The 26,998-nt window shown below is 71.8% G+C and carries 20 protein-coding genes; 10 read left to right on the forward strand and 10 right to left on the reverse strand.

Features of this window, described 5'->3' with window-relative positions; all coding sequences use genetic code 11:
* The first annotated feature begins 1 nt into the window (after position 1).
* From KUM38_RS30335 to KUM38_RS30355, 5 genes are all read left to right on the forward strand, one after another.
* Positions 2-949: a carbohydrate ABC transporter permease gene (locus KUM38_RS30335; RefSeq protein ID WP_217134054.1), complete on the forward strand. Its 948-nt coding sequence runs from the start codon at positions 2-4 to the stop codon at positions 947-949.
* Positions 950-1,037: 88 nt separating this feature from the next.
* Complete coding sequence (locus tag KUM38_RS30340) at positions 1,038-2,375, forward strand: sugar ABC transporter substrate-binding protein (protein WP_217134056.1); 1,338 nt, start codon at positions 1,038-1,040, stop codon at positions 2,373-2,375.
* 74 nt (positions 2,376-2,449) lie between these two features.
* Complete coding sequence (locus KUM38_RS30345) at positions 2,450-4,492, forward strand: beta-galactosidase (protein WP_217134057.1); 2,043 nt, start codon at positions 2,450-2,452, stop codon at positions 4,490-4,492.
* Positions 4,493-4,616: 124 nt separating this feature from the next.
* On the forward strand, positions 4,617-6,659 hold the full coding sequence (locus KUM38_RS30350; RefSeq protein WP_217134058.1) for an RICIN domain-containing protein: 2,043 nt from the start codon (positions 4,617-4,619) through the stop codon (positions 6,657-6,659).
* Positions 6,660-6,777: 118 nt separating this feature from the next.
* The gene (locus tag KUM38_RS30355; RefSeq protein ID WP_217134461.1) at positions 6,778-7,371 is read left to right on the forward strand and encodes a sugar O-acetyltransferase; all 594 of its coding nucleotides are present in this window, start codon (positions 6,778-6,780) and stop codon (positions 7,369-7,371) included.
* Positions 7,372-7,390: 19 nt separating this feature from the next.
* Here KUM38_RS30355 and KUM38_RS30360 read toward each other — a convergent pair whose 3' ends face one another.
* The 6 genes from KUM38_RS30360 to KUM38_RS30385 all read right to left on the reverse strand — a co-directional run bounded on the left by KUM38_RS30360 (position 7,391) and on the right by KUM38_RS30385 (position 16,539).
* Positions 7,391-8,656, reverse strand: coding sequence for a VWA-like domain-containing protein (locus KUM38_RS30360; protein WP_217134059.1), 1,266 nt, complete (start codon positions 8,654-8,656; stop codon positions 7,391-7,393).
* Positions 8,653-9,885, reverse strand: a complete 1,233-nt coding sequence (locus KUM38_RS30365; RefSeq protein ID WP_217134061.1) for a MoxR family ATPase — start codon at positions 9,883-9,885, stop codon at positions 8,653-8,655. Before KUM38_RS30365 ends, KUM38_RS30360 begins: the two co-directional genes overlap by 4 nt.
* A gap of 67 nt (positions 9,886-9,952) precedes the next feature.
* A complete protein-coding gene (locus KUM38_RS30370; protein ID WP_217134063.1) occupies positions 9,953-11,323 on the reverse strand; it encodes a hypothetical protein in 1,371 nt (456 codons plus the stop codon).
* 106 nt (positions 11,324-11,429) lie between these two features.
* The gene (locus KUM38_RS30375) at positions 11,430-13,109 is read right to left on the reverse strand and encodes a DUF4185 domain-containing protein (RefSeq protein WP_308409096.1); all 1,680 of its coding nucleotides are present in this window, start codon (positions 13,107-13,109) and stop codon (positions 11,430-11,432) included.
* A 118-nt stretch (positions 13,110-13,227) separates the two neighbouring features.
* A complete protein-coding gene (locus KUM38_RS30380) occupies positions 13,228-14,862 on the reverse strand; it encodes a fucose isomerase (RefSeq protein WP_217134064.1) in 1,635 nt (544 codons plus the stop codon).
* A 201-nt stretch (positions 14,863-15,063) separates the two neighbouring features.
* On the reverse strand, positions 15,064-16,539 hold the full coding sequence (locus tag KUM38_RS30385; protein ID WP_217134066.1) for an FGGY-family carbohydrate kinase: 1,476 nt from the start codon (positions 16,537-16,539) through the stop codon (positions 15,064-15,066).
* Between the two features lie 270 nt (positions 16,540-16,809).
* On the opposite strand from KUM38_RS30385, the gene KUM38_RS30390 reads away from it, so the two are divergent.
* The 4 genes from KUM38_RS30390 to KUM38_RS30405 all read left to right on the forward strand — a co-directional run bounded on the left by KUM38_RS30390 (position 16,810) and on the right by KUM38_RS30405 (position 21,259).
* A complete protein-coding gene (locus KUM38_RS30390; RefSeq protein ID WP_217134068.1) occupies positions 16,810-17,901 on the forward strand; it encodes a glycoside hydrolase family 172 protein in 1,092 nt (363 codons plus the stop codon).
* A gap of 169 nt (positions 17,902-18,070) precedes the next feature.
* A complete protein-coding gene (locus KUM38_RS30395; RefSeq protein WP_217134070.1) occupies positions 18,071-19,447 on the forward strand; it encodes a sugar ABC transporter substrate-binding protein in 1,377 nt (458 codons plus the stop codon).
* Complete coding sequence (locus tag KUM38_RS30400) at positions 19,444-20,409, forward strand: carbohydrate ABC transporter permease (protein ID WP_217134073.1); 966 nt, start codon at positions 19,444-19,446, stop codon at positions 20,407-20,409. The genes KUM38_RS30395 and KUM38_RS30400 overlap by 4 nt, the downstream gene beginning before the upstream one ends.
* On the forward strand, positions 20,399-21,259 hold the full coding sequence (locus tag KUM38_RS30405; RefSeq protein ID WP_254397982.1) for a carbohydrate ABC transporter permease: 861 nt from the start codon (positions 20,399-20,401) through the stop codon (positions 21,257-21,259). Before KUM38_RS30400 ends, KUM38_RS30405 begins: the two co-directional genes overlap by 11 nt.
* A 75-nt stretch (positions 21,260-21,334) precedes the next feature.
* Here KUM38_RS30405 and KUM38_RS30410 read toward each other — a convergent pair whose 3' ends face one another.
* Positions 21,335-22,342 (reverse strand): LacI family DNA-binding transcriptional regulator, encoded by a 1,008-nt coding sequence (locus KUM38_RS30410; RefSeq protein WP_217134075.1) that lies wholly within the window; start codon positions 22,340-22,342, stop codon positions 21,335-21,337.
* A 215-nt stretch (positions 22,343-22,557) separates the two neighbouring features.
* On the opposite strand from KUM38_RS30410, the gene KUM38_RS30415 reads away from it, so the two are divergent.
* Positions 22,558-23,010 (forward strand): phospholipase, encoded by a 453-nt coding sequence (locus tag KUM38_RS30415; RefSeq protein ID WP_217134077.1) that lies wholly within the window; start codon positions 22,558-22,560, stop codon positions 23,008-23,010.
* Positions 23,011-23,090: 80 nt separating this feature from the next.
* On the opposite strand, the gene KUM38_RS30420 is transcribed toward KUM38_RS30415, so the two are convergent.
* The 3 genes from KUM38_RS30420 to KUM38_RS30430 are packed head-to-tail and all read right to left on the reverse strand — an operon-like array spanning position 23,091 to position 26,993.
* The gene (locus KUM38_RS30420) at positions 23,091-25,157 is read right to left on the reverse strand and encodes an iron ABC transporter permease (protein ID WP_217134085.1); all 2,067 of its coding nucleotides are present in this window, start codon (positions 25,155-25,157) and stop codon (positions 23,091-23,093) included.
* A 4-nt stretch (positions 25,158-25,161) separates the two neighbouring features.
* The gene (locus tag KUM38_RS30425) at positions 25,162-26,142 is read right to left on the reverse strand and encodes an iron-siderophore ABC transporter substrate-binding protein (protein ID WP_217134086.1); all 981 of its coding nucleotides are present in this window, start codon (positions 26,140-26,142) and stop codon (positions 25,162-25,164) included.
* Positions 26,139-26,993: an ABC transporter ATP-binding protein gene (locus tag KUM38_RS30430; protein WP_217134087.1), complete on the reverse strand. Its 855-nt coding sequence runs from the start codon at positions 26,991-26,993 to the stop codon at positions 26,139-26,141. Before KUM38_RS30430 ends, KUM38_RS30425 begins: the two co-directional genes overlap by 4 nt.
* Positions 26,994-26,998 lie beyond the last annotated feature (5 nt).

The raw sequence follows: 26,998 nt of genomic DNA on the forward strand, positions 1-26,998 counted from the left end.
GATGAGCAGCCCTCTCACCACCGCCTCCCCGGCCGCACCCGCCAAGACCTCCGGTCCCGGCCGCAGCGCGCCACGGCTGCGCGGGACGCGCGGGCACTCCGCCGACAAGCCCAGGCGCAGCGTGCTGCTGACCGTGCTGACCTCCCTGGTCGTCGTCTACACCGTCGTGCCGCTGATCTGGCTGGTCGTCAACGCCACCAAGACGCAGGCGGGTCTGGCCGACTCGTCCGGGATGTGGTTCGCCGACGACTTCGCACTGTGGGACAACATCCGCTCCACGTTCACCTACCACGACGGCGTGTTCACGCGCTGGCTGCTGAACACCCTGCTGTACGTGGTGCTGGGCGCCGGCGGGGCCACCCTCCTCGCGGTCCTCGGCGGTTACGCGCTGGCGAAGTTCGACTTCCCCGGCAAGCGCGGCGTCTTCGCCACGGTCATCGGCGCGGTGGCGGTCCCCGGCACGGCCCTCGCGGTGCCCACCTTCCTGATGTTCAGCGAGATGGGCCTGACCGACACCCCGTGGGCGGTGATCATCCCCTCGCTGGTCTCGCCGTTCGGTCTGTACCTGATGTGGGTGTTCGCCACCGAGGCCATCCCCGCCGAGCTCCTCGAGGCCGCCCGCATCGACGGGGCCGGCGAGGCGCGCACCTTCTTCACCGTCGCCCTCCCGCTGCTCGCCCCCGGCATCGTGACGGTGCTGCTGTTCACCACGGTCGCCACCTGGAACAACTACTTCCTGCCGCTGATCATGCTCAAGGACCCGGACTGGTACCCGCTGACGCTCGGTCTGAGCGCGTGGAACTCCCAGGCCGAGACCATCGGCGGCGAGGTCATCTTCAACCTGGTGATCACCGGTTCGCTGGTCACCATCCTGCCGCTCATCGCCGCGTTCCTGCTGCTCCAGAAGTACTGGCAGTCGGGTCTCGCCGCGGGCAGCGTCAAGGAGTGACCGCGCGGCTCCCCGGCCGCCCCCTCAGCCCCGCCCCCGCACCACCACCCTCGCCCCGTCCCACCCACGAAGAAGTGGAAGCACCCTCATGCGCAGAAACACCGGCCGCCTGCTGCGCGGCATCGCCCTTCTGTCCGCCGTGGCCCTGGGCACCACCGCCTGCGGCGGCTCCGACGACGGCTCCACCGACGAGGCGGTCTCCGCCTCGGACGTCCAGGCGGCCCTGAAGAAGGGCGGCACGGTGACGGTGTGGGCCTGGGAACCCACGCTGAAGACGGTCGCCGCCGATTTCGAGAAGAAGTACCCGAAGGTCAAGGTCAACCTCGTCGGCGAGCGGTCGGGCGACAAGCACTACACCGCGCTGTCGAACGCGATATCGGCCGAGAAGGGCGTCCCGGACGTCGCGCAGATCGAGTACTTCGCGGTGAACCAGTACGCCCTCGGCAAGGGCCTCACCGACCTGGCCCCCTTCGGCGCCGACAAGCTGGCCTCCAAGTACACGCCCGGTCCGTGGAACGCCGTGAGCGAGGACAAGGCGGTCTACGGCCTGCCGATGGACTCCGGCCCGATGGCGATGTTCTACAACAAGAAGGTCTTCGACAAGTACGAGATCGCCGTCCCGACCACCTGGGACGAGTACGTCGACGCCGCGCGCAAGCTGCACAAGGCCGACCCCGAGGTCTACATCGCCAATGACGCCGGCGACGCCGGTTTCACCACCAGCCTGCTGTGGCAGGCCGGTTCGCGTCCGTACAAGGTCGACGGCACCAACGTGAAGATCGACTTCAGCGACGCGAAGGCCAAGAAGTTCACGGACACCTGGCAGAAGCTCATCGACGAGAAGCTCCTCGCCCCGGTCAACGGCTGGACCGACGAGTGGTACAAGGGCCTGGGCGACGGCAGCATCGCCACCCTGACCACCGGTGCCTGGATGCCCGCCAACTTCGTCAGCGGCGTGCCGAACGCGGCCGGCGACTGGCGCGCGGCCCCGATGCCGGCCTGGACCAAGGGCGACGAGGCCAGCGCGGAGAACGGCGGCAGCTCGCTGACCCTGCCCTCGCTCGGCAGGAACAAGGAACTCGCCTACGCCTTCGTGGAGTACGCGAACTCCGGTGACGGCATTCGGACCCGCGTCGAGCAGGGCGCCTTCCCGGCCACCAAGGCGGAGCTGCAGTCCGCCGACTTCCAGAGCACCAAGTTCGACTACCTCGGTGGCCAGGAGGCGAACAAGATCTTCGCCGAGTCCGCCGCGAACGTCGCCAGCGACTGGTCGTACCTGCCGTTCCAGCAGTACGCCCACTCGGTCTTCAACGACACGGTCGGCAAGGCCTACGTCTCGGACACCACGCTCGCGGACGGCCTGAAGGCCTGGCAGGACGCCTCGGTGAAGTACGCCGAGGAACAGGGCTTCACCGTCGAGAAGTAGGACGGCACCAGGCACAGGGCGGCGCGGGCGGACTCCGCGCCGCCCCCGTGCACCACACCCCCGGAAGGACCGCCATGATCTCCACCCTCCTGTCCCGCGCCGGCGGGGCGGACGGTGACCCCGCCCTCCGTCTCGTCTACGGCGCCGACTACAACCCCGAGCAGTGGCCCCGCACCGTGTGGGAGGAGGACGTCCGGCTGATGCGCGAGGCCGGCGTGAACCTCGTGTCCGTGGGGATCTTCTCCTGGGCCCGGCTGCAACCGGCCGAGGACACCTGGGACTTCGCCTGGCTCGACGAGGTGATGGACCTGCTGCACCGGGGCGGCATCGGAGTCGACCTCGCCACCGCCACCGCCTCCCCGCCGCCCTGGCTCACCACCGCCCACCCGGAGATCCTCCCGGTCACGGCCACCGGCGAGACCCTCTGGCCGGGGGCGCGCCAGCACTGGCGGCCCACCTCGCCCGTCTTCCGCCGGCACGCGCTGCGCCTGGTCCGGGAGCTGGCGACCCGCTACGCCGGTCATCCGGCGCTCGTTGCCTGGCACGTCAACAACGAGCTGGGCTGCCACAACGTCTACGACTACTCCGACGACGCGGCCCGTGCCTTCCGCGACTGGCTGCGCGCCCGCTACACCACGCTGGAGGCGCTCAACACCGCCTGGGGCACGGCCTTCTGGTCGCAGCGGTACACCGACTGGGAGCAGATCCTGCCGCCGCGGCTGGCCGCCTCCCACCCCAACCCCACCCAGCAGCTCGACTTCAAGCGCTTCTCCTCGGACGTGCTCAAGGACCACCTGCGCGCCGAGCGGGAGATCCTGCGGGAGCTCACCCCGGACGTCCCCGTCACCACCAACTTCATGCTGACGGGCGGCATCAAGGGCATGAACTACCCGGACTGGGCGGGCGAGGTCGACTTCGTCTCCAACGACCACTACGTCCACCCCGGCCCGCAGGACCGCGACGAGCTGTCCTTCTCCGCCAACCTCACCAGCGGCATCTCCGGCGGGCGGCCCTGGTTCCTGATGGAGCACTCCACCAGCGCCGTCAACTGGCAGCCCGTCAACGTGGCCAAGCGCCCCGGTGACCTGGCCCGCGACTCGCTGCTGCACGTCGCCCACGGCGCCGACGCGGTCTGCTTCTTCCAGTGGCGGCAGTCGGCGGCGGGCGCCGAGAAGTACCACTCGGCGATGGTCCCGCACGCCGGCGCGGACAGCGAGCTGTTCCGCGCGGTGGCCGCGCTCGGCGCCACCCTCAAGACCCTCGCCCCGATCACCGGGTCCGAGCGGGAGCCCGCCCGGGTCGGCATCCTCTACGACTGGGAGTCGTGGTGGGCGAGCGAACAGGACTCCCACCCCACCTCCCTGCTCGACTACCGGCAGGAGGCGCTCGACTGGTACTCGGCGCTCCTCGCCCTCGGCGTCCGCGCCGACCTCGTCACCACCCGGGCCGACCTGCACCGCCACCAGGTGCTGATCGCCCCCGTGCTGCACATGGTCCCGGCCGACCTGGCGAAGACCCTCACCCGGTACGCCGAACAGGGCGGCCACCTGATCACCACGTACTTCTCCGGTGTCGTCGACGAGCACGACCACGTCTGGCTCGGCGGCTATCCCGGCGCCCTGCGGGACCTGCTCGGCATCCGCATCGAGGAGTTCGGCCCACTGCTCGCCGGTGACCGCGTGGAGCTCGACGACGGCACGACCGGTGCCCTGTGGACCGACCGGATCACCGTGACCGATGCCGGGACCGAGGTCCTGGCCCGCTACCGCACCGGCGAGCAGTCGGGCAGGCCCGCCGTCACCCGGCGGCCGACGGGCGGGGGTTCCGCCGCGTACGTCTCCACCCGGCTCGGTGTCGAAGGGCTCACCTCGCTGCTGCCCCGGCTGCTGGAGCCGGCCGGCGTGGAGAGCGAACTGCCCGCCGAGGTACGGGGGCTGGTCGAGCCGGTCGTGCGCCGGGGCGCCGAGGGCCGGTTCCTGTTCCTGGTGAACCGGACCGACGACACCGTCCCGGTGCGCGGTCTCGACGGGGAGGTGCTCGTCGGCACCACCGGCGCCGACGGCGTCCTCACGCTCGGCCCCCGCGCGGTCGCCGTACTGCGGCAGCCGGCCGCCTGACACCCCACAGCTCCCCGGAACGGCACGCACCCGTTCCGGGGGCCCGTCCCCTCCCGCCGGCAGCCGGTGCGGCGGGAGGGCCCACCGAAGCGCGACCACACACCTCCATGTTGGGAGCACACCGATGGCACGCCGCACCCGCAACAGACGGCTTCTCACGGCCGCCGGGCTCACCGCCGCCCTGGTCACCGGGGCCGCCCTGGTCCCCGGGCCGACGTCCGCCGCCGCCCAGGCCGCGGACCTCCCCTCCGTCACCGTCCGGCCCGACCCCTCGTACCAGCAGGAGGAGTTCGAGGGCTGGGGCACCAGCCTCGTCTGGTTCGCCAACGCCACCGGCGACTACCCGCCTCAGATCCGCGAGAAGCTCGCACGACTCCTGTTCGGCGACGACGGCCTCGCCCTGAACATCGCCCGGTACAACGTCGGCGGCGGCAACGCCCCCGACGTGAAGGACTATCTGCGGGCCGGCGGCGCGGTCGAGGGCTGGTGGAAGGCGCCCGCGGGCACCACCCGCGAGGACACCGACTGGTGGGACGCCGAGGACCCCGCCGACTGGAACGAGAACGCCGACGCCACCCAGCGGTGGTGGGTGGACCGCATCAAGAAGGACATCACCCACTGGGAGACCTTCAGCAACTCCCCGCCCTGGTTCATGACCGTCAGCGGTTATGTGTCCGGCGGGTTCGACGCCACCGCCGACCAGCTGAAGACCGAGTCGGTCGACGACTTCGCCGCCTACCTGGCGGGCGCCACCAAGCGGCTGGAGAAGGCGCACGGCATCGAGGTCGACACCGTCGACCCCTTCAACGAGCCGAACACCCCCTACTGGAGCACCCGTCTCGGCGCGGACGGCGAACCCGTCGGCGGCCGTCAGGAGGGCGCCCACATCGGTCCCGAGCTCCAGGAGAAGGTGCTCCACGCCCTCTCCCCCGCGCTGAGGAAGGCGAGGACCGAGGCGGAGATCTCCGCCATGGACGAGACCAACCCATCGATCTTCGCGCAGAACTGGAACTCCTACTCGCCCGAGGCGCGTGACCTCGTCGGCCAGATGAACGTCCACACCTACGGCACCGGTCAGCGCACCACCGTGCGCGACATCGCCAAGGCCGAGGACAAACGGCTGTGGATGAGCGAGGTCGAGGGCGACTGGGGCGACGGACAGAGCTTCACGGACATGCGTCCCGGTCTGGGCCTCGCCCAGCGCATCGTCGACGACCTGCGCGAACTGGAACCGCGTGCCTGGGTGTTCTGGCAGCCCGTCGAGGACCACGACAACATGAAGCCCGGCGGCGAGTCCGCCAAGGGCGGCAACTGGGGCGAGATCCAGCTCCCCTTCAGCTGCACCTCGAAGGACACCCTCGAGACCTGCCCCATCCACACGAACACGAAGTTCGACACCGCCCGCAACTTCACCCACTTCATCAAGCCGGGCGACCGGCTGATCAAGGTGGACGACACCTCCAGCGCGGCGGCGGTGACGAAGAACGGCAAGGGCGCCTCGCTCGTCCACGTCAACAGCACCACCGAGGCGCGCAACGTCACCGTCGACCTGTCCAAGTTCCGCACCATCAGCCGGAACGCGACCGTCACGCCCGTCGTGACCAGCGCCGACGGCAAGCTGGAGCGGCACCGGGCCATCAAGGTCACCGACCGCGCGGCCACCTTCACCGTGCCCGCCCAGTCGGTGACGTCCTTCGTCGTCAAGGGCGTCTCCGGCGTCGCGAAGGACGCCCCGCTGCTGCGCGAGGGCCGCACCTACACCCTCACCGGCGTGCAGAGCGGCAAGGCGGTCACCGTGGCCGACGACGGCACGAAGCTCGTCATCGGTACCGGCGACGGCTCCGCCTCCCAGCGGTGGCGGCTGAGCGCGGTGCGCCCCGACGACGGTGTGCGTGAGCGCTACGAGTTCACCAGCCCGGTGGACGGCGAGCGACTGACCGTGCGCGACGACGTCCCGGTGGTCGAACCGCACACCGGTGAGCGGGACCCGGCCGCCGAGTGGATCATGTCCACGACGGGCGACGGCACCTGGACCCTGGTGAACGCGGCCACCGGCCGCCTCCTGGAGGTCGGCGGGCAGGCCACGCACGAGGGTGCCGCGGTCACGACGTGGCAGCCCAACTCCGGTTCCAACCAGCGCTGGACGGTCACGGACGTCACGGACTGACCGGTCTCCGCCGGGCCCGGCCGCACCGCCCGCGCGGTGCGGCCGGGCCGCTTCCACCACACCCCTTGGAGAACCAGTGGCACAGGACGACGGCGCCGAGCGCGAGGTACGCCGCCGCATGGCGGCCCACGAGCTGTACACCGACTCGGCGCCCGGTCTGGAACGCCTCGAGGAGGAGCGGCTGCGCGGCAAGGAGCTCGCCGCCGCGTACAACGGCACCGGACCGCGCGACGAGGAGGCCCGCCGCTCCCTGCTGGGCGAACTGCTCGGCTCGGTGGGCCGGGGCGTGTGGATCGAGCCCCCGCTGTACGTCGCCTACGGCCGGCATGTGCACCTCGGCGACGACGTGTACGTCAACTTCGGCCTCACCCTGGTCGACGACGTGGAGGTCTTCGTCGGCGACCGCGTGATGTTCGCGCCCCATGTGACGGTCAGCACCACCGGTCATCCCGTCCACCCGGAACTGCGCCGGGACGGCAGCCAGTTCTCGGCGCCGGTGCGCATCGAGGACGACGTGTGGGTCGGGGCCGGCGCGGTGATCCTGCCCGGGGTGACCGTCGGGCGGGGCTCGGTCGTCGGCGCGGGCAGTGTGGTGACCGCCGATGTGCCGCCGATGACCGTCGTCGCCGGTACCCCGGCCCGTGTGCTGCGGCCGATCACCGACGCGGACCGGGAATGGCGCTACCGGCCGCCCGGGACCGCGCGGAGCTGAGCGCGCGTCCCCGCGCCGCTCAGCGGGCACCGGGCCCCGCGCCGACGGTCACCGTGCGGGCCCAGTCGGGCGGGGTGTCCGGTACGTAGTCGGGGTCGTCCTCGTCCCACGAGGCGTGTTCCCGGGGGAACAGGCCCACCACCGTCCGGCACGGGGGCCGGGTGTCCGGCCAGGGTGTCTGTCCGTCGGTGAGGACGACGACGACATCCGGCCGGGGCCGGGACGCGAGGGCCTGGGCGAAGCCGGCCCGCAGATCCGTGCCGCCACCGCCCGTCAGCGGTATCCCCTCGGCACGGCACAGCCGCCGCACCCGGCCGGCCGCCGCGTCGCAGGACACCACGGACACCATGTCGCGGCGGCCGCCCACGGCACGGGAGATCGCGGCGACCTCCAGCAGCGCGCTGCCGAGTTCGGCGTCGCTGACCGAGCCCGAGGTGTCGACGACGACCGACACCCGGGGCGGCGTACGCCGCAGACCCGGCAGGACGGCACCGGGTACCCCGGCCGACCGCCGGGCGGGCCGGCCGTAGCTGTAGTCGTCCCCCGCGCCCGATCCGGAGACCGCCGAGCGGAGTGCCGCGCCCAGCAGCTCCCGCCAGGGCTGCGGCGGATGGAACGCCTCCTCCGCCCACCGCCGCCACCCCTTCGGCGCGTTGCCCGGCCGGGCGGTGATGCCCTGCGCGACGCGGAAGCGGACCGCGTCGCGTTCCTGCTCGCTGAGCCCGTGCGCGCCGTCCGGGCCCAGGTCCCACTCCCGCTGGAGTCCGTCGGCGCCGCTGCCGCAGTCCAGCCAGACCATGCCCTGGGTGTACGGGCCCAGCCGGAACTGGCCCAGGTAGTCCTCCATCAGCTCCCCGGAGTGCAGCCCCAGGGTCGCCGGCAGCACCACGTCCTCGGGGCGCGCCAGTCCGTCGCCGTAGATGTCGTCGTTGATCTCGCAGTCGGCGGCGATGTTCATCCGCAGCCGCTCCCCCGGGCCGTGCAGTCCGCGTTCGCGGGCGAACCGGTCGCTGCGTCCGTGGTGGTCGCGCAGCAGGTGCGACACCTCGTGCACCCAGACGCCGGCCAGTTCCTCCACCGGTGTGGCGTCCACGAACGCCGGCGAGACGTAGCAGCGCCAGTGCCGGTCGACGGCCATCGTCGGAACCCGCCGGGACTCGACGGGGTGCAGGGCGAACAGTGCCGTGGCGAGGTAGGGCCGGGCGCGGGCGGCCTGCAGCCGGGCGGTGAGCAGCTTGTCGAGGTCGAGCGCGGGGGCCGGTGTCCGCGGCGGGTGCGTGGTCATCGGCCCGCCTCCGCCCCGGCCGTGACACGGGCCGCGGCCCGGTCCGCCCGCCGGGACAGGGACACGGCCGACGTGAGCCGTTCGATCGTCGCCGGTACGTCCCAGTCCTCGCGGCGCAGCGTGGCGAGGGTGGTCGCGGGGACGACGACCAGGTCGGGCGCCCCGGTGTCGACCGCGCGGGCGAGCAGCTCCCAGGCGGCGTCCCAGCGGGACTTCTCCGGGCGTGCGCGCACGGCGGCCACCACCGCGTCGAGCACGGCCTGGCGCAGATCGCCCCGCTCGGGCAGGTCGGCGCCCGCCGGGTCGGCGAGCAGCACCTCGGGGTCGGGGAGGTCCAGCCGGTCCAGGCTCGCCAGCAGTTCCAGGCCGGGTCCGTCGCCGACGGTGCCGCGGACCAGCAGGGAGAGGACGTCGCGGGAGGAGCCGGCCGCGGTCGCGAAGGCGATCAGGGTCAGGGTCATGTCCCAGCTGCGCGGGGAGGGCCAGGGGCCGCCGCGGCGTGTCTCGCTGCTGGGCAGCCGGTGCACGAGCGGGGGCCGGGCGGTGAGGAACGCGCACACCGCGCGCCGGGCGAAGCGCACCGCCTCGGGGAGCTTCCCGGGGTCGAGGCGGGGCAGGGTGGCCCGGGGCCAGGTCCCGCCGAGGCCGCGGACGACGACCTCGTGGTCGTGGACCCAGTTCAGGTGCACGAACCGGTTGGCCAGCGGCGGGCTGAGTTCCCAGCCGTCGGCGGCCGAGGCGCGCGGATTGGCGGCGGCCACGATCCGTACGCCGGGCGGCAGCCGCAGGGCGCCGATCCGCCGTTCCAGCACCAGCCGCAGCAGGGCGGCCTGGACGGCGGGCGGCGCGGTGGACAGCTCGTCGAGGAACAGCAGGCCGCGGCCGACCCGGACCAGGCGCACGGCCCAGTCCGGCGGGGCCATGGGCACGCCCTGTTCGGCGGGGTCGTCCCCGACGACGGGCAGCCCGGAGAAGTCGGACGGCTCGTGCACGCTGGCGATCACGGTGGTCAGGGGGAGGTCCAGGGAGGCGGACAGCTGGTTCAGGGCCGCGGTCTTGCCGATTCCCGGCTCGCCCCAGAGCAGGACGGGCAGGTCGGCGGCGACGGCCAGGGTCAGGGCCTCCAGCTGGACGTCGGGGCGCGGTTCGGTGGAGGTGTCGCGCAGGAGGGTGAGCAGGTCACCGGCGACGTCGAGTCGGGAGGGCGCGGAAAGGGCGTGGGAAGACATGAATGATCACCTGTGGTGTGTGAGGTGGTGCGGGTGGGCGGCGGGGGACGCGGGTCCCCGGGAGGTGTCAGCCGCAGGTCGCGTGGCGCGGGTGTGCGCGGCGGTCGTCGGGACGGGGGCGGGCCGGGTACACCCACTCGGGCGCGGGTCCGCTGAGGCCCGCCCGGTACAGCCCGTACGTGATCCGCCGCCGTGCGGCCGCTTCGAGTTCGTCCCGCAGCGGGCCGCCGCGCAGGCGCGCCCCGGGGCCCAGCAGGCTCTCGACGACGGCCAGCGCACCGGCGACGTCACCGTGGTCCAGGCGCTCCCGGACGCCGGTGAGACACTCCGGACGCCGGTGCGCCCGGTCGATGGCCCGCAGGCAGGGAAGCGGGGTGCCGGTCAGCGCGACCAGCAGCTCCTCCCGCCTGATCTCGTCCGGGTCGTGGTCCAGCGGGACCAGTACGCCGTCGACCAGGCCGATCCGGTGCCGCGCTCCCCGGCACTCCACGACCTGGGGCCGCCCTGCCGGTGCCGGTGTCCGGGGCGGACCGGCCTGCGCGTGTTCCGGTACGAGTACGGAGGCGACCAGGGGGTGCAGCCGGCCGGCCTCGATCGCACCGGTGCGGAGCAGTTCCAGGTCGGGCAGGACGTAGGTCGCCGCCTCGGGCAGCACGGGCAGGGCGGAGGCGGAGCCGTCGGTGGGGGCCGGCCCGATCCGCACCGGGGGTGCCGCGCGGCCCTCCGGATCCTCGGCGAGGTCCAGGCGCAGCCGCTGTCCGGCCCCGACGCGCACGATGACGGAGCCGGTCGTCCGCCCCGCGTCGCGGAGCACGATCCGCGCCTCGTCGGCCCAGCGGTCGACGGCGCAGTGGTGCCCGGGCGGGAGCGGCACCGGCTGGTCCTGGTCCCCCGCCCGCGGGCCGGCGCCGGCCCGGAGCGGCAGTTCGCCGGACCTGCGCGCGTCCCACAGGTGGCGGTGCAGATCGAGGCGGAACCGCGGGCCGGGACGCGGATGCGGATGCGGGCCGGCGCCGGCACGGAGGCGGTCGCCGTCCCACAGGGCGAGGCTGATCCGCTGGCCGCCCTCCGCCCAGGCGGGCGGGGTCCGGACCACGAGGTACACCGGGTCCTGACGGCCGTAACGGGCCAGGGCGATGGTGAGGCCGGGGCGCAGCAGTCCGTCGGGGGCGACCCTCGGCATGTGCCAGCGCAGCAGGTCGGGTGCCAAGTGCCGTAGATCTGCCCGGACTTGGTCCGTGAGCTCCCGGCCATGGCTGCGGGCCAGGGTACGGAGGCGGAGGTCGACGTCGATGCCCGCGGCGGCACAGGCCCCCGCCCAGTCGCCGACGCGTCGGCGGGCGGTCGCGGTCTCGATCATGGAGGGCGGCACGGCGTACTCACGTACGCGCCGCCAGAAGGAAAGGCGGGGATTCCCGGTCGCGGTCCGTGGGTGCATCAGCACTCACCTTGCGCGGACGGGACCCCCAATCCGAGAACAGAATGAGTGGTCATCGCGGCGAGCATAGCCCGCCGCGTGGCGACCTGTCAGGTGACTTCCGCCGTCAGCGGTGGTACGCCTCCAGCTCCGCGATCGAGGTGAAGGTCTGGGTTCCGCCGCTGCCTCCGACGATGCGTACGCCGTCACCGCTGGTGGTGTCGAAGTCGAAGACGTACGTCTTGTTCGTGCCGGCGGCCGACGACGTCGGGTAGGAAGGGCTCACGCTCATGCCGGTGACATCGCTCCAGACTCCGTTGCGCCGCACCTGGATCCTGGGAGCGCTGCTGAACCAGCCGCCGTCGCCGAACATCCTGCCGGTGGTGTAGGCGACCCGGTTGACGTGGTACTCGCGGGGCCAGGTGTAGCCCCACCAGCTGGTGGTCTTGCGTTCGTCGTTCCAGTCGTCCTCGTTCTGGGCCTTGTCGCCGTCGTGGTGGATCGCGGTGCCGAAGTGGGTGGCCCGTTCGACGGGCACGGTGCCGTTCTCGCGTGCGAGGTTGCGGGTGGCGTCGGCCGGGTTGTCGGGTGTGCTGGGGGTGGCGGGGGTGAGCGAGAGCTTGCGCAGCGAGTAGGTGTACGCCCAGAAGTCGCCGCCCGGGTAACCGCCGCCGCAGGGGCAGACGTTGGACTGCAGCCACATCGACTTGCCGTCGGCGCTGATGTACTTGGACGGGATGGTGGTGGCGTAGCCGCCGTGTTTGGTGTGGGTCCAGGGGTAGCCGCCGAAGTCCTTCGGGGTGAAGTGCTTCCACGGGCCCCAGGGGGTGGGTGCCTCGTAGAACTCGAAGGTGTACTCCGTCCAGGAGGTGTAGAGGTAGCGCTTGAGCGCCTTGTTGTAGACCACGCCCCCCTGGCTGATCATGCTGAGGTCCCTGACCCGGCCGGGCGTGCCCACGTTCTGGTAGATGCGGCGGTCGTCGTGCAGCACCGGGACCCGCAGGTCGAGGCTGGAGGTCCACCGGGGTGTGCCGCGGTTGTCGCCGGCGTAGAACTGCCAGGTGGAGCGGTCCTGGATCGAGTGGGCGGGGACGCGGGCCAGGTAGAGGTCGACCGGGTCCGGGTCGGGGTCGAAGGTGTCACGCCAGTTGTGGTCCATGCCGTAGGCGTAGACGTATCCGTCGGGACTGTCGGCGTTGTCCTTGCCGTAGTCCAGGAACATCACCGTGGTGAACTTCTCGTCGGAGAACATGGGCTTGCTCTTGTCCGACGTCCATGTGGCGCCCTTATCCGTGGACTTGACGATCGTGGCGCTGGGCGCGTGGTCCAGGGTGCCGCGCTTGAGGTCCTGGACGGCGAGGTACAGGTCGCCGTCGACACAGACCATGCCGGTGGGTTTGCGGTAGTACTGCGCGGGGTCGCCCCAGATGCGGCCGACCCCGTCGCCGGTGGCCTTCTGGGTGCCGGTCAGGTTGCCCGGCATGCCGCTGATGCGGGCGACGCCGATGTCGTGCCAGGTGTCGCCGAAGCCCACGCCGTCGCCGTACGCCGTGTAGACGTGGTCGTCGCCGGACCAGCAGGACGGCCACAGGTCGCCGTGTTCCTTGTTGTCGCCGATCGCGGGGGCGCCGACGGTGGCACCGGCGTCCACGGCGGCAGTGGAGAAGAAGGTGCTCTGCGGTGGGTTCGCGAGTGCCGCGCGGGTGGGGCGGCCGTCCGCCGGGGCGGCGGGCGCGGCCGGGGCGGTCATCGTGGTGACGGCGGCAAGCCCAGCCATCAGGGTGATCAGGACTCTGGATGTGCGCACGGGTGTACTCCTCGGCGGATTCCGGTACGTGCGGTGGTGGCCCGCCCGGGCGCCCGCACGGGGCGACGGGCAGGGGGCGGGCCACCGGAATGTGGCGGCGGCGGTGCCGCTCGGGCGGTTACAGCGTCACGTCTCCGCACAGGTGCACCTCGACGCCCAGTTCGGCGAAGAGGGCGGCCTTGGCGCGCAGTGCCTTGTCGGCGGTGTCCGCGTCGGGGGCGTAGGCGACGTTGAGGTGGTTGGCGCGGTGGCGGGCCATGAACTGGTCGCGGGTGACGCCGTGCAGCACCGCGTGCATGATCGGCCACTGGTGGTTGGTGGCGTCGAGCCGGCGCTGCGTCTCCTCCGCCGGCAGCTCGACGGCGCTCGCGCGTCCGAGGTCGACGTGCAGCCTGCCGTCCATGAGGAAGACGCGCGACCAGACGACCTCGCCCGGCTTGGAGACACCGCTGAGGGTGCCGCCGCCGAGCGGGAAGAACATCGGGGGCTGGCGCATGCTGTACGACTTGTCGTAACCGCCGTGGTGGGAGGCGGGCACCGAGCCGGAGATCTCCCAGACCCAGACGAAACGGCCCTCGTACTCCTCGCCCCAGCGGATGTCGTGCAGCGTGGTGGCCGGGTCCAGGCCCATCGCCGTCCAGATGCGGTTGGTGACGAGGGAGTCGACGGCGACGCCCTCGTCGACCTCGTTGAAGTGCGGCAGCGGCGCGCCGGCGTACAGCTCGCGGGCGCCGTCGCGGCTGAGTACGGGAGGACGCTGGACGTTGTTGAGCAGGCCCTCGGCGAGGTCGCTCGCCGGGACGGTGTCCTTCAGGCCCTGCTGGTACTGGATGCCGACCGCGTCGAGTCCGAAGTCGTCGGAGATGCGCAGCGCGGCGATGTACATCTTGAACTGGCTGAGCAGCTGGGCGTCGGTGAGCTCGGTGGCCTCGTCGGTGCCGGTGTGGAAGGTCATGCCGGCGTCGTCGAGCCAGGTGCGGACGGCCTGGGCCTCGGCGTCGGAGACCTTGTTCATCTCGGCGACGAGGGCGCTCTGCGAGAGGCGCTCCTTGTAGATGCCCAGCGGGTTGAGGAACTCGTCGTCGATGATGGCGTTGTACATGCCCATGCAGCCCTCGTCGAAGACGCCGATGATCGCCTTCTCCTCGCGCAGCTGCCGGGCCAGGGCCGTGCCGAGTTCGGTCTCCGCGTCCGCGGGCAGCGGCGGCAGGGGCCGGACGTGGCTGCTGTCGTGGGTGAGGGTGCCCGTCTCCAGCCAGGTGCGCAGGCCGTCCCGCGCCCAGTCGTCGGTGAAGTCGGGGCTCCACAGGACCGAGTAGTCGCGGCCCGCCTTGGTGAGGCTGCCGGCCAGGTTCAGCAGACCGACCAGGCCCGGGAACTCGCCGTTCCAGTTGGCCACGACCAGGATCGGGCCCTCGTGGCTGCGCAGGCCGGCGAGGACGTGGTGGCTGTACTGCCAGACGGCCTCGACGACGATCAGCGGGGCGTCCTTGGGGAGGTTCTTGAAGACCTCGATGCCGGCGCGCTGGCTGTCGATGAATCCGTGGCCCTTGGTCTCGTCGACCGGGTGGCCGCGGCGGACCGTCCAGCCGAGGTCCGTGACGGCCGCGGAGAGGTCGTTCTCCAGCTTCTCCTGGGTGGGCCAGCAGGTGGTGTTGGCGGCGGGGCGGAGGTCACCGCTGGCCACGGTGTAGACGGTGTGCGGCTCGGCGGCCGGCGGCCGGCGGAGCTCGGGCAGGGTGTACGCGGTCATGCGGTCTCCGTTGGTAGTGCGTCCGGCCCGGGGTCGGGCGGAGGGTCGAGCGGTCGGTCTTCGGCGCGGGCCGCGGGGCCGGCGCGGGTGTGCCGCCCGCGGCGGTGGCGGGTGCACGGCACGTGGGTGTGGGTTCGGTGGTGGCCGGCGGCCGGCAGGTGTCTCGCGGCCGGGCGCCGGCCGGTGTCTCCCGGCCGGGTGTCAGCGGTCCTGGAGCGCCGCCAGGGCGTGCACGGTCGCCACCGTGTCCGGGTACAGCCGGCGGTACAGGGCGTACAGCTCGTCGTAGCGTCCGGTGTGGTCCGGCCGGGGCGTCACCGTCTCCCGGACCGGGTTCCAGTCGTCGAGGGAGACGTCCGCGACGAGCTGCGCGGCCAGCAGGGCGCCGCCGTAACTGGCGCCGATGGTGACGGTGCGCAGTTCCTGCGGGCGGCCGGTGATGTCGGAGACGATCTGCGTCCACAGCGCGCCCTGGGTGCCGCCGCCCACGGCGACCACGCGGCGGATGTCGCCGCCGGCCGCCTCGATGCCCTCGATGTTGTGGCGGACGCCGAAGCCGGTGGCCTCCAGTGCGGCCCGGTAGAGGTCGCCGCGGGTGTGGGAGAGGGTCAGCCCGGCGATCACTCCGCGGGCGTCGGGGTCCATGACCGGGGTGCGTTCGCCGGAGAAGTACGGCAGCATCAGCAGGCCGTTGGCGCCGGGCCCGGACTCGGTCGCGAGGCGGGTGAGCTCGGTGTGGTCGGCGCCGGCGAACAGGTCGCGCAGCCAGTTGGTGACCGCGCCGGAGGTGGCCATGCCGCCGGCCAGGTTGCGGGTGCCGGGCAGCGCGCCGACGGTGCCCCACAGGGACGGGCTGGTGAGCGGCTCGGGCACGGTGTGGATGAGGAACATGGTCGTGCCATACATGAGCATCAGGTCACCGGTGTGCTGGGCACCCACGCTGAGGGCCTCGGCCCAGGCGTCGATGGTGCCGGTGGTGACGGGGATGCCGGCCGGCAGACCGGTCTCGCGGGCCGCCTCGGCGGTGATCACTCCGGCCGCCTCGCCGGACCAGCGCAGCGGCGGCAGGTCGATGCCGGGGGCCACCTCGGCGGCCCAGGGGGCGTACCAGTCGCCCGCGTGGGTGTCGTACAGGGGGGTGCACTGGCTCGCCGAGTGGTGGTCGAGGACGTAGGCGCCGGTGAGCTTCCTGGCCAGCCAGGAGCTGGGCATGTACAGGCGGCGGGCCCGGGCGTAGAGCTCGGGTTCCTCCTCGGCGATCCAGGCGATCTTGGGGCCCGCCGCCTGGGTGGTGAGGGCGGATCCGGTCCGGCGGATGATCTCGTCGGCGCCGAACCGCTTCTCGATGCGGTCGATCTGGGCGACGGAGCGGGTGTCCACGCCGTAGAGGACGGCCGGGCGCAGCGGGGTGTCGTGCTCGTCGGTCAGCAGCACGCAGGGGCCCATGCCGCTGACACCGACGGCGACCACGGTGGTGCCGGCGGTGGTCAGCTCCCGGGCGAGCTCGGTGAACTCGCGCCACCACACCGAGGCGTCCATCTCGAAGCGGCCGGGTCCGGGCCTGTCGGGAGTGTGCTCCCGTACGGCGGAACGGATCAGCGTGCCGTCGAGGCCGACGAGGACGCCCTTGCTGCTCGAGGTGCCGATGTCCACACCGATGACTGCGTTGCGAGGCATGACGTGAACGCTTGCAGAAATCGATTTCAGCGTCAAGGGACCGCGCACAAGCTGCTGATGGAGCGGAGAACGGCACGTCAGGTAGACGGCAGATCACATGAAAGCAACCGGCCGTCTCACCTCTTGACACCCCTAGGACCCCCCTCTACGTTTCGGTGAAATGGATTTCAGAGGTGCTCGGGCAAGCCGGTCCGGCGGCACCTCACCGAGCGCCACCACGCCCCGGGGCGTACGGCGCACCGTAACCCCACCCACTGAAGGCAAGACACGATGACGACCTTTGGACTCGACGGCATCTCGCGCAGGTCGCGTGCCGTGAGCCGTTCCATCAGCGCCGAGAACTTCACCGGCGCCAAGTCCGGCGGCGGCCGGGCCACCGAGGGCACCGGAGCGGTCGCGGCGAGCCGGCTGGGGCCGGGCTGGAAGATCTCCCCCAGCATCGACATCGCCGCCGGCGAGACGGCGGTGCTCGCGGACATCGACGGCCCCGGCACCATCCGCCATCTGTGGTGCACCACCGACCCGCACCGGGCGTGGCGCGGCACCCTGCTGCGGATGTACTGGGAGGGCGAGGAGACCCCGGCCGTCGAGGTCCCGCTCGGCGACTTCTTCTGCAACGGCTGGAACACCTTCAGCCAGGTGTCGTCCGTGCCGGTCGCGGCCAACCCCAACGGCGGCTTCAACGCGTACTGGCCGATGCCGTTCCGCCGCAGGGCGCGCATCACGCTGGAGAACCTGACCGCCGAGAAGGTCACGCTCTACTACCAGGTGGACTACGAGCTGGACGAGGTCGGCGAGGACACCTCGTACTTCCACGCCCAGTGGCGGCGCAGCCACCCGGTGCCGTTCGGCGAGGTGCACACGCTGCTCGACGGCGTCACCGGCGCCGGCTCCTACGTCGGCACGTACATGGCCTGGGGCGTCAACAGCCCGGGCTGGTGGGGTGAGGGCGAGCTGAAGTTCTACCTCGACGGCGACGACGAGTTCCCGACCATCTGCGGCACCGGCACCGAGGACTACTTCGGCGGCGCCTGGAACTTCGACGTCCCCGGCCAGGGCTACACCGCGTACACCACGCCGTACCTCGGCCTGAACCAGATCCTGCGCCCGGACGGGCTCTACGGCAGCCAGCAGCGGTTCGGGATGTACCGCTGGCACGTCCTGGACCCGATCCGCTTCTCCGAGGACCTCCGCGTCACCGTGCAGAGCCTCGGCATCGGCCCCGGCCAGGGCAACGGCCTGCCGCACCGCTACCGGCACACCAGCGACGACATCGCCAGCACCTCGCTGTTCTACCTGGACGCCCCGAGCTCCGCGTCCCTGCCGGCCACGCCGGACCTGCTCACGCTCGAAGTCGACTGACCGTCACCGCACGGCACGTCGTCCACGGACAGCCGGCGCCAGACGCCGGTCACCGCGGATCCGCCCGCCGGACGCGCCGGCCCTCCGCGCACGAGGGCCGGCCACCCACGGCCCGCCCCCCAGGATCCGCTCCCACCTGGCCCTATAACACTCCGACAGGAGCGCACGCATGCTCCAGCACGGCAACGAAGCCGGGCACCCGGCCACCTCTCCCGGCGTCCCGCGCCGTCGCGTCCTCACCGCCATGGCGGGTGCGGGAGCCGCGGTGGCGTCCCCGGCGCTGCTCACCGGTTGCGGCACCGCACAGGCGAAGGGGGGCAACCTCCAGTTCTGGAACTTCTACGGACCCCAGCGCTCGCCCGACCCGGCGATCAACGCGCAGTCCAAGTGGTTCGTCGACATGGTCGACCAGTGGAACGCCACCCACAAGCAGCAGATCGACCTCGTGTATCTGCCGCAGCCCACCTATCTCAACGGGTTCAAGCTGCCGTCCGCCTTCGCCACCGGCGAGGGCCCGGACATCTTCCTGCTCTCCCCCGGCGACTTCCTGCGCTACTACAACGGCGGCGTCCTGGAAGACCTCACTCCGTACATGGAGCAGGCGGCCATCGACGACTACGGCTCCACGCTGGACAGCCGCAAGGTCGACGGCAAGGTCTACGCACTCCCCATGGAGATCGAGCCGCTGGCCATGTTCTACTCCCGGGACATCTGGGAGAAGGCCGGCCTGTCCGAGGCCGACATCCCCACCACCTGGGACCAGATGCTCGACATCGGCGACAAGCTGCGCTCGCAGACCACGGCCGGCCTGGTCTTCGAGACCAATCCCGGCTACTACCAGAACTTCACCTGGTACCCGTGGATGTGGCAGGGCGGCGGCGACGTGCTGGACGCCCAGGGCAACGTCGCCTTCGACTCCAAGGCCACCCGGCAGGCCCTGTCCTTCTGGCAGGACGCGGTGCGGCACGGCATCACGCCCCGCACCCTGCCCGCGGCCGGTGACGTGATCGGCGGTTTCAAGGGCGGCAACGTCGCCATGTGGCAGCAGGGCATCTGGCAGGTCTCCAGCTTCAAGGCGTTCGCACCCGACTACGAGTACGGCGTGTTCAAGCTGCCCGTCCCCGACGGCGGCGAGTACGTCACCACGCTGGGCGGCTGGTCGTTCTGCGCCAACGCCCAGGGGCGCAACCCCGAGGCGGCGGCCGAGTTCTGCGTCTGGGCGCTGGGGTCCATGAAGGACGACTCCATCAACCGGATGGTCGACTGGTGCACCCGCGCCAAGTCCGACGTGGCGCCGCGTGCCACGGCCCTGGAGCGGGGCGCCGCCAAGGGCGGCTACGACTCCGAGAGCATGAGGAAGTTCAAGGACGAGATCTTCCCGGGCGGCCGCGCCGAGCCGCGCTATCCCCCGGTCGTCTACAAGGCGATCTCCGACGCCATCCAGGGCACCATGCTGGCCGACCAGGGCGTCGACGGCGCCGCCGAGCGGGCGGCGCGGTCCATCGAGGCCTACACCAAGAGCTACAAGGGGGCGAGCCTGATATGAGCAGCGTCGCCGCACAGGACCGACGGTCCGCCGCCACGGCCCCGGCGAAGGCGCCCGCCGCCTCCCCCGGACGGCGGATGAGCCGCAAGCACCGCGAGTGGCTGGCCGCCGGCCTGTTCCTCGCCCCCGACGTCCTCGGGCTGCTGGTCTTCGTCGCCGTCCCGATGGTGCTGTCCATCGTTCTGAGCTTCTTCCAGGTCAGCGGCTTCGGCAGCTACGAGTGGATCGGGCTCGGCAACTACGAGCGGATGATGAACGACCCGCTCTTCTGGGACTCCATGAAGATCACCGGGCTGTACGTGGTGATCCTCGTCCCCGTGCTGTTCTGCGTGAGCCTCGCCCTGGGCCTGCTGGTCAAGCAGAAGCTGCCCGGCATGGGCGTCTACCGCACCGTGCTCTTCCTGCCGTACGTCATCAGCCTCGTGGTGGTCGGCGTGCTGTGGAAGTTCCTGCTCGACGAGCAGACCGGCGCGGTCAACCGGGCCATGCGGGCGGCCGGACTCGACGGCGAGTCCTGGCTCGGCAGCCCGTCCCTCGCCCTCGCCTGCGTCATCGCCGTCATGGTGTGGGTGATGATGGGCTACTACATGATCATCTTCCTGGCCGGCCTGCAGGAGATCCCCAAGGAGTACTACGAGGCGGCGAAGCTCGACGGCTCGGGCCCGTGGACCACGTTCCGCACCATCACCTGGCCGCTGCTCCGTCCGACCAGCTTCTTCGTGCTGCTGATGTCGACGGTCGCCGCCATCACCGGCGGTCTCGACCTGATCTTCGTCCTGACCAACGGCGGGCCCGCCAACGGCACGTCGCTGGCGATCTTCTACATCTACCAGCAGGCCTTCGGATTCGGCGAGTACGGCTATGCGTCGGCCATGGGCTCGTTCCTGGTGCTGATCATGGTCGCCGTCTCCGCGGTCATCTTCAAGTTCACGAGAGGCGGGAGGTTCGACGATGGCGAGTGACACCATGACGAGCCGGGCCACCACAGCGGCCGGCCGGCGCAGGCCGCTGTCGTCCCGCACGGGACTGACGGTTCTCGCCGTCGTCGTATCGCTGATCAGCCTCTTCCCGGTGCTGTGGATGCTCACGTCGTCCTTCAAGACGCGGGAGACCGTCACCGACGGCAAGCTGATCCCCACGGACTTCACCTTCGACAACTTCGTGTACGTCTTCACGGAGGTGCCGTTCGCCCGCTACCTGTGGAACAGCTTCTTCATCTCCGCGGTGATCACCGTGGTGGCGCTGTTCTTCCACTCGATGGCCGCGTACGCGCTGGCCCGGCTGCGTTTCCCGGGCCGCGAGAAGGTGTTCGGCGCGATCTTCGCGACCCTGCTGGTCACGGCGCCCGTGGTGCTGATCCCGCTGTTCCTGGTCGTGCGTGAGCTGGGCATGCTGGACAGCTACGCCGGTCTGATCGTCCCGGCGGTCTTCAACGCCTTCGGCATCTTCCTGCTCCGCCAGTTCTATCTGGGGCTGCCGAAGGAGCTGGAGGAGGCGGCGGTGATCGACGGCTGCGGTCACTGGCGGGTGTACTGGAACATCGTGCTGCCGCTGTCCCGGCCGATCCTCTCGGCGCTGGCGATCTTCTTCTTCCTCGCCAACTGGAACGCCTTCGTCTGGCCGCTGGTCGCCACCAGCGACCAGGACCTGACGGTGGTCCAGCTCGGTATCGCCTCGTTCCAGACGCAGTACAGCTCCAACTGGAACTACATCCTGGCGGCGGCGACGATCGCGGCACTCCCGATGCTGATCCTGTTCTTCGTCTTCCAGCGTCAGATCGTGGAATCCGTCAAGACGTCCGGCCTGAAGTAGTCCCGGGCACGCGAACAGCGGCGCCGCACCGGTCGGGTGACCGGTGCGGCGCCGGTGCGTTCAGGACGGGGCCGGTCAGGTCGTGACCGGGCCCGCCGTGCTCTCGCGGATCTGCAGGGTCGTGCGCAGGACGACCGTCTGGAGCGGGGACGCGTTGCCCTCCATCCGCTGGAGCAGCAGGTCGGCCGCGGTGCGTCCGAGTTCGTACGAGGGAAGCTCCACGGCGGTCAGCGAGGGGCGGACCAGTGAGGCCCACGGCACGTCGCCGAACGACAGGACGCCGACGCCGGGCGGGGTCCGGTCGACCTCCCGGAGGGCGTCCAGGACACCGATGGTCATGAGGTTGTTGGCGACGAACACCGCGTCGGGCGGCTCCGGCAGGGCCAGCAGCTCGCGCATCGCGGCGCGGCCGCCCTCGACCCGGAAGTCGGCGTGCCGTACGTAGGCGTCGTCGGCCACCACTCCCTCCTCCCGCGCGGCGTCCAGGGCGGCGCGGTAACCGGCCAGACGCTCCTCGGAGGTGGAGGCGCCGGCGGGGCCGGTGACGCAGGCGATCCTGCGGTAGCCGGCCTGGATCAGATGGCGGGTGGCCACCTCGCCGCCGTGCCGGTCGTCCACCCTGACCGCGTCCACCTCGGCGTCGCGGGGCCGCCGGTCGACGGCGACCACGGGGGTGCCCCGGGCGATCAGCGGGCCGAGGTCGGTCTCCTCCCGGGACGCCGCCACGATCACGCCGGCCATCTGCTCGCCGAGCGCGACCTCGAGGTAGCGGCGCTCCTTGTCGGTGTCCTCGTCGGAGTTGCACAGCACGACCGACAGGCTGGTGCGCTGCGCGGCGTCCTCGACGCCCCGGGCGAGCGACGTGAAGAACGGGTTCTCGATGTCCGGGATGATCAGGGCGATCACGCTCGACCGCTGCTTGCGCAGCGACCGGGCGACCCGGTTGGGCGCGAAGCCGAGGGCCGCGGCGGCCTCCTGGACCGACCGGGCGCGTGCCGGTGTGACATTGCCGCCGTTGAAGACGCGCGAGACCGTGGCCGGGGATACTCCGGCGGCTCGCGCCACGTCATGGATCGTCACCACCTGCGTACGCGTCCTTTCACCGTGTGTGGCTCTTACCCTACCCTGCCGCTGAAAAGGATTTCATCCCTCAAATCCACGGCCGTGGGCCGAGGTCCCGCATCCGGGAGTTCATGATTCCTTGGGCGGCGCGTGAAGGGGAGGACAGACACCGCGGGCAATGTCTTGGCATGAACCTGCGGTCCGATGGCCGGGCCGCAGCCTCATGGAGGTGTGGGATGCACCGAAGGCTCGCCACCGCACTCGCCGCCCCGGCCCTGGCCCTGGTCGGTGTCCTCGGCACCGCCACCGCCGCCGACGCCGTACCCGCCGACAAGCCCCAGGTCCTCGCGAGCTGGACGCAGACCAGCTCGTCGAGCTACAGCCTCTGGACCGCGGCCCGGGCCAACCGATCCGCCTGGTCCGCCTACCAGTTCGACTGGTCCACCGACTACTGCTCCTCCTCCCCTGACAACCCCTTCGGCTTCCCGTTCTCGACCGCCTGCGCCCGCCACGACTTCGGCTACCGCAACTACAAGGCCGCGGGCACGTTCAGCGCCAACAAGACACGGCTCGACAGCGCCTTCTACGAGGACCTCAAGCGTGTCTGCAACGGCTACGGCGGCGCCACGAAGACCGCCTGCGACAGCACGGCGTGGACGTACTACCAGGCCGTCAGGGCCTTTGGCTGAGTCCGCCGTTCACCGGACCTGAGCCCACCGCCGCCGGCCGCCCGACGGGCCGGCGGCGGTGGGCCGCCGGCCCGCGCGGACTACCGGCGGCCGCGCACCAGCACGTACAGGAAGTACGGCGTTCCGATCACGGCCGTCATCAGGCCGGCGCCCAGCTGGGCGGGGGCGATCACGGTGCGGCCCAACAGGTCGGCCGTGCACACCAGTACGGCGCCGAGGAGCAGCGCGACCGGGAGCACCCGGGTGTGCCGCCGCCCGACGAGGGCGCGTGCCGCGTGCGGGGCGACCAGGCCGACGAAGCCGACGGTGCCCGCGGCGGCCACGGCGGTGGCGGTGAGCAGCACGCTCAGGACGAGGAAGCCCAGCCTGCCGCGCGCCAGGTCGAGTCCGAGGAGCCGGGGGGTGTCCTCGTCGAGGGAGACCAGGTCGAGTTCCCTGTGCCGTACGCCGGCCACCGCGACGCCGACGGCGAGGACGGCCGCGAGGGGAAGGACGTCGGGCATGGTCCGGCCGTACGTGGAGCCCGACAGCCAGGTGAGGGCCTTGGTCGCGTTGAACGGGTCGGTGAGCACGATCAGCAGGCTGATCAGGGCCGTTGCCGCGGTCGCGGCACCGATGCCGACGAGCACCAGCCGGTTCTGCCGGTAACCCCCGCGCGCGGCGAGACCGAACACGACGACCGCGGTGACCGCGGATCCCGCGAAGGCCGCCCCGGCGACGCCCCACCCCCCGGCGACGGGGACCGTCGTCACGAGGATCACCGCGCCGAGCGCGCCGCCGCCGGAGACGCCCAGGACGGCGGGTTCCGCCAGCGGGTTGCGGGTGACGGCCTGCACCAGGGTGCCGGCCAGCGCGAGCGCCGCTCCGGCGAGGAGCGCGGCGAGCACCCGGGGCACCCGGGTGTCCAGCACGAAGGAGACGGTCCTGCCCGCCCTGCCCTGCGCCCAGTTGACCACGTCGCCCAGCAGCAGCTTGCTGTCGCCCAGCAGGACGGCGGCGATCATGATGCCGACCAGGGCGACCGACAGCACGGTGAGCGTGGTGAGGAAGACGGCGCGGCTGCGGATGCGCAGTGCGTCCGGCGCGGCAACGCCGGCGGTGTCGCGGAGCCGGGCCGCCATCACCACCAGGAACACCGCACCGACGAGGCTGGTGACCACACCGGTGGGCACGGCGACCGCGGTGTCCGCGTCGACGAACGCGCGCAGCAGCACGTCCGCCCCGAGCACCAGCGCGGCGCCGACGAGACCCGCGACCGGCACGCCCGCGCGCAGCCGCAGCACCCCCCGGAACCACCGGGCGAGCGGACGGACGAGGGCCGGGGCGCACAGGCCGACGAAGCCGATCGGTCCGGCGAGGGTGACGGCCGCGGCGGACAGCAGCGTCGCCAGCACGACGGCGGTGACGCGGGTGGCCCGCACCGGGACGCCGAGTCCGCGGGCCGCGTCGTCGCCGAGGGCGAGGGCGTCGACCCGGCGGGCGATGAGCAGCAGGCCGACGAGTCCGACGACGGCGACGGGCAGCATCTGGAGGACACCGTCGAAGCCGTTCTGGCCGATGTTGCCCTGGTTCCACTGGTAGAGGCCCTCGGTCTGCTGCGGGAACAGCAGGAGCAGCCCCTCCGTGACGGCGGTGAGCCCGAGCGCGAGCGCGGTGCCGGCGAGCACCAGCCGTACGGTGCCGGCGCCGAGCCCCGACAGTCCGAGGACGACGGCCGCCGCCGCGAGTCCGCCGGCGAAGGCGACGCCCGAGGAGGCGAGCAGCGGCAGGGACACGCCGGTGACGGCGGCGACGCCGAGGGCGAAGTAGGAACCCGCGTTGACGGCGAGGGTGTCCGGGGAGGCCAGGACGTTGCGGCTGACGGCCTGCAGGGCGACGCCGGCCATGCCGAGCGCCGCGCCCACGAGGAGCCCGGCGGTCATCCGGGGCAGCCGCGAGGCGATGACGACCGACGCGTCGGCCGCGTCGGCCCGTCCGGTGAGGGCCTTGAGGACCTCGGCCGGGCCGACCGCGGCCGTGCCCTGGGTGATGTCGACGACGGCGAGGGCCGCGACCAGGAGCACGAGCGCGGTCGTCACCGCGGCCGCGCCCGTCCGGGACGACACCGTCGCCGGACGGGCGGTGGGAGTGGTGGCGGTGACGGCCATCGTGCTACTTCGTCAGCGCCGCGACGACGGAGTCGGTGTACGCCTCCATCGAGCCGGTGCCGCCGAACATCCAGATGCCGTCGTCGATGCGGTGGACGTCACCGGACTTCACGAACGGCAGCGACTTCCAGACGGAGTTGTCCGCGAGCTCCTTGCCGAAGGGGTCGCTGTTGGGGTCCTGGTCGTTGCCGATGTAGACGAACTGGACCTTCCCCAGGTCGGTCAGTCCCTCGACGTCGGTGGCCGCCAGGCCGTACGCCTCGTCGCCCTTCTGCTTCCAGGCGTTCTTCAGCCCGAGCCGCTCGTTGACGGCTCCGAAGAGCGAACCGGAGGTGTAGGGGCGGACGGAGACCTGGTTGGAGGTCACGTAGCCGTCGGCGAAGGCGATCTCCGCGCCGCCCAGGCCGGCGTCGGCGAGGGCCTTCCTGCCCTCGGCGAGCTTGGTCTCGAAGTCCTTCCTCAGGGTCGCGGCGCGCTCGGTGGTGCCGGTGGCCTCGGCTATGAGGTCGAGGTTCTTCAGCATCTGCCCGATCGGGTCGGCGGCGTCGGCGGACTTCACCTCCAGGACCGGGGCGACCTTGCGCAACTGCTTGACCGCGTCGGGCTGCAGGTCGCTGGTGGTGACGATGAGGTCGGGCTTGAGCGAGGCGATGGTGTCCATGCTGGGCTCGCCGCGGGTGCCGATGTCCTTGGGCTCGTTCTTGAGCGGGACGGCGGTGTCCCAGGTCTTGTAACCCTTGACGTCGGCGACGCCCACCGGGTCGACGCCGAGGGAGACCAGGTGCTCGACGACGTTCCACTCGGTGCCGACGACCTTCTTGGCGGGGCCGTCGAGTTCCACCTTCGCGCCGGTGGCGTCGGTGAGGGTGATGGCCTGCGCGGACTCCTTGGCGTCGGCGTCGTCGGCGGGTTCGGTGGTGCCGCAGGCGGCCAGCAGGAGGGCGGCGGCGGTGGCCAGGGGCGCGGTGAGCAGGAGGCGTCTCATGAGGTGGTGCTGAGCCTTTCGGTTCGGGTGTGGTGACGGCCGATGGCGCGGGTGCGCAGCCGGCCGGTGAGCGGGTCGGTGTCGACCTCGATCCGGATGCCGTAGACCTCGGTCAGGCGCTCCGGGGTGAGCACGTCCTCGGGCAGGCCCTCGGCGACGACGCGTCCGGACGCGAGGAGCACGATCCGGTCGGCGACGGCCGCCGCCTGGTCGAGGTCGTGCAGGACGGCACCGACCGCGATGCCGTGCTCGTCGGCCAGGTCGCGCATGAGGTCGAGGAGTTCGACCTGGTAGCGCAGGTCGAGGTAGGTGGTGGGTTCGTCGAGGAGGAGGACGCCGGTCTCCTGGGCGAGGCAGCCGGCCAGCCACACGCGCTGGAGCTGCCCTCCGGAGAGGTGTTCGGCCCCGCGCTCGGCGAGTTCGGCGACGCCGGTGAGGGCGAGTGCGCGGTCCACGGCGGCCCGGCCGCCGGGGTCGTTCCCGCCCCATCGGCCGCGGTGCGGGTAGCGTCCGAACTCGACGACGTCCCGCACGCTCAGACCGCTGGGCGTGGGGCGTCCCTGGAGCAGCAGGGCGACGCGGCGGGAGAACTCCCGGGGGCCGAGGGCCAGCGCGTCGGTGCCGTCGTCGATCGTGAGCGTGGCGCGCCGGGGCTGTTGCAGCCGGGCGACGGTGCGCAGCAGGGTCGACTTGCCGCTGCCGTTCGGGCCCACCAGGACGGTCACTTCGCCGGGCCGCAGGGTCAGTGCCGCGTCGTGCACGACGTCGGCGCCGTCGTACGCCACGGTCACGTCGGTGGCCGATAGTTGATGGCCGCGCGGGCCCTGGGCCGCCTCTTCAGCAGGAATCACACGGC

The sequence above is a fragment of the Streptomyces sp. AC558_RSS880 genome (assembly GCF_019049255.1).
GTDB lineage: Bacteria > Actinomycetota > Actinomycetes > Streptomycetales > Streptomycetaceae > Streptomyces.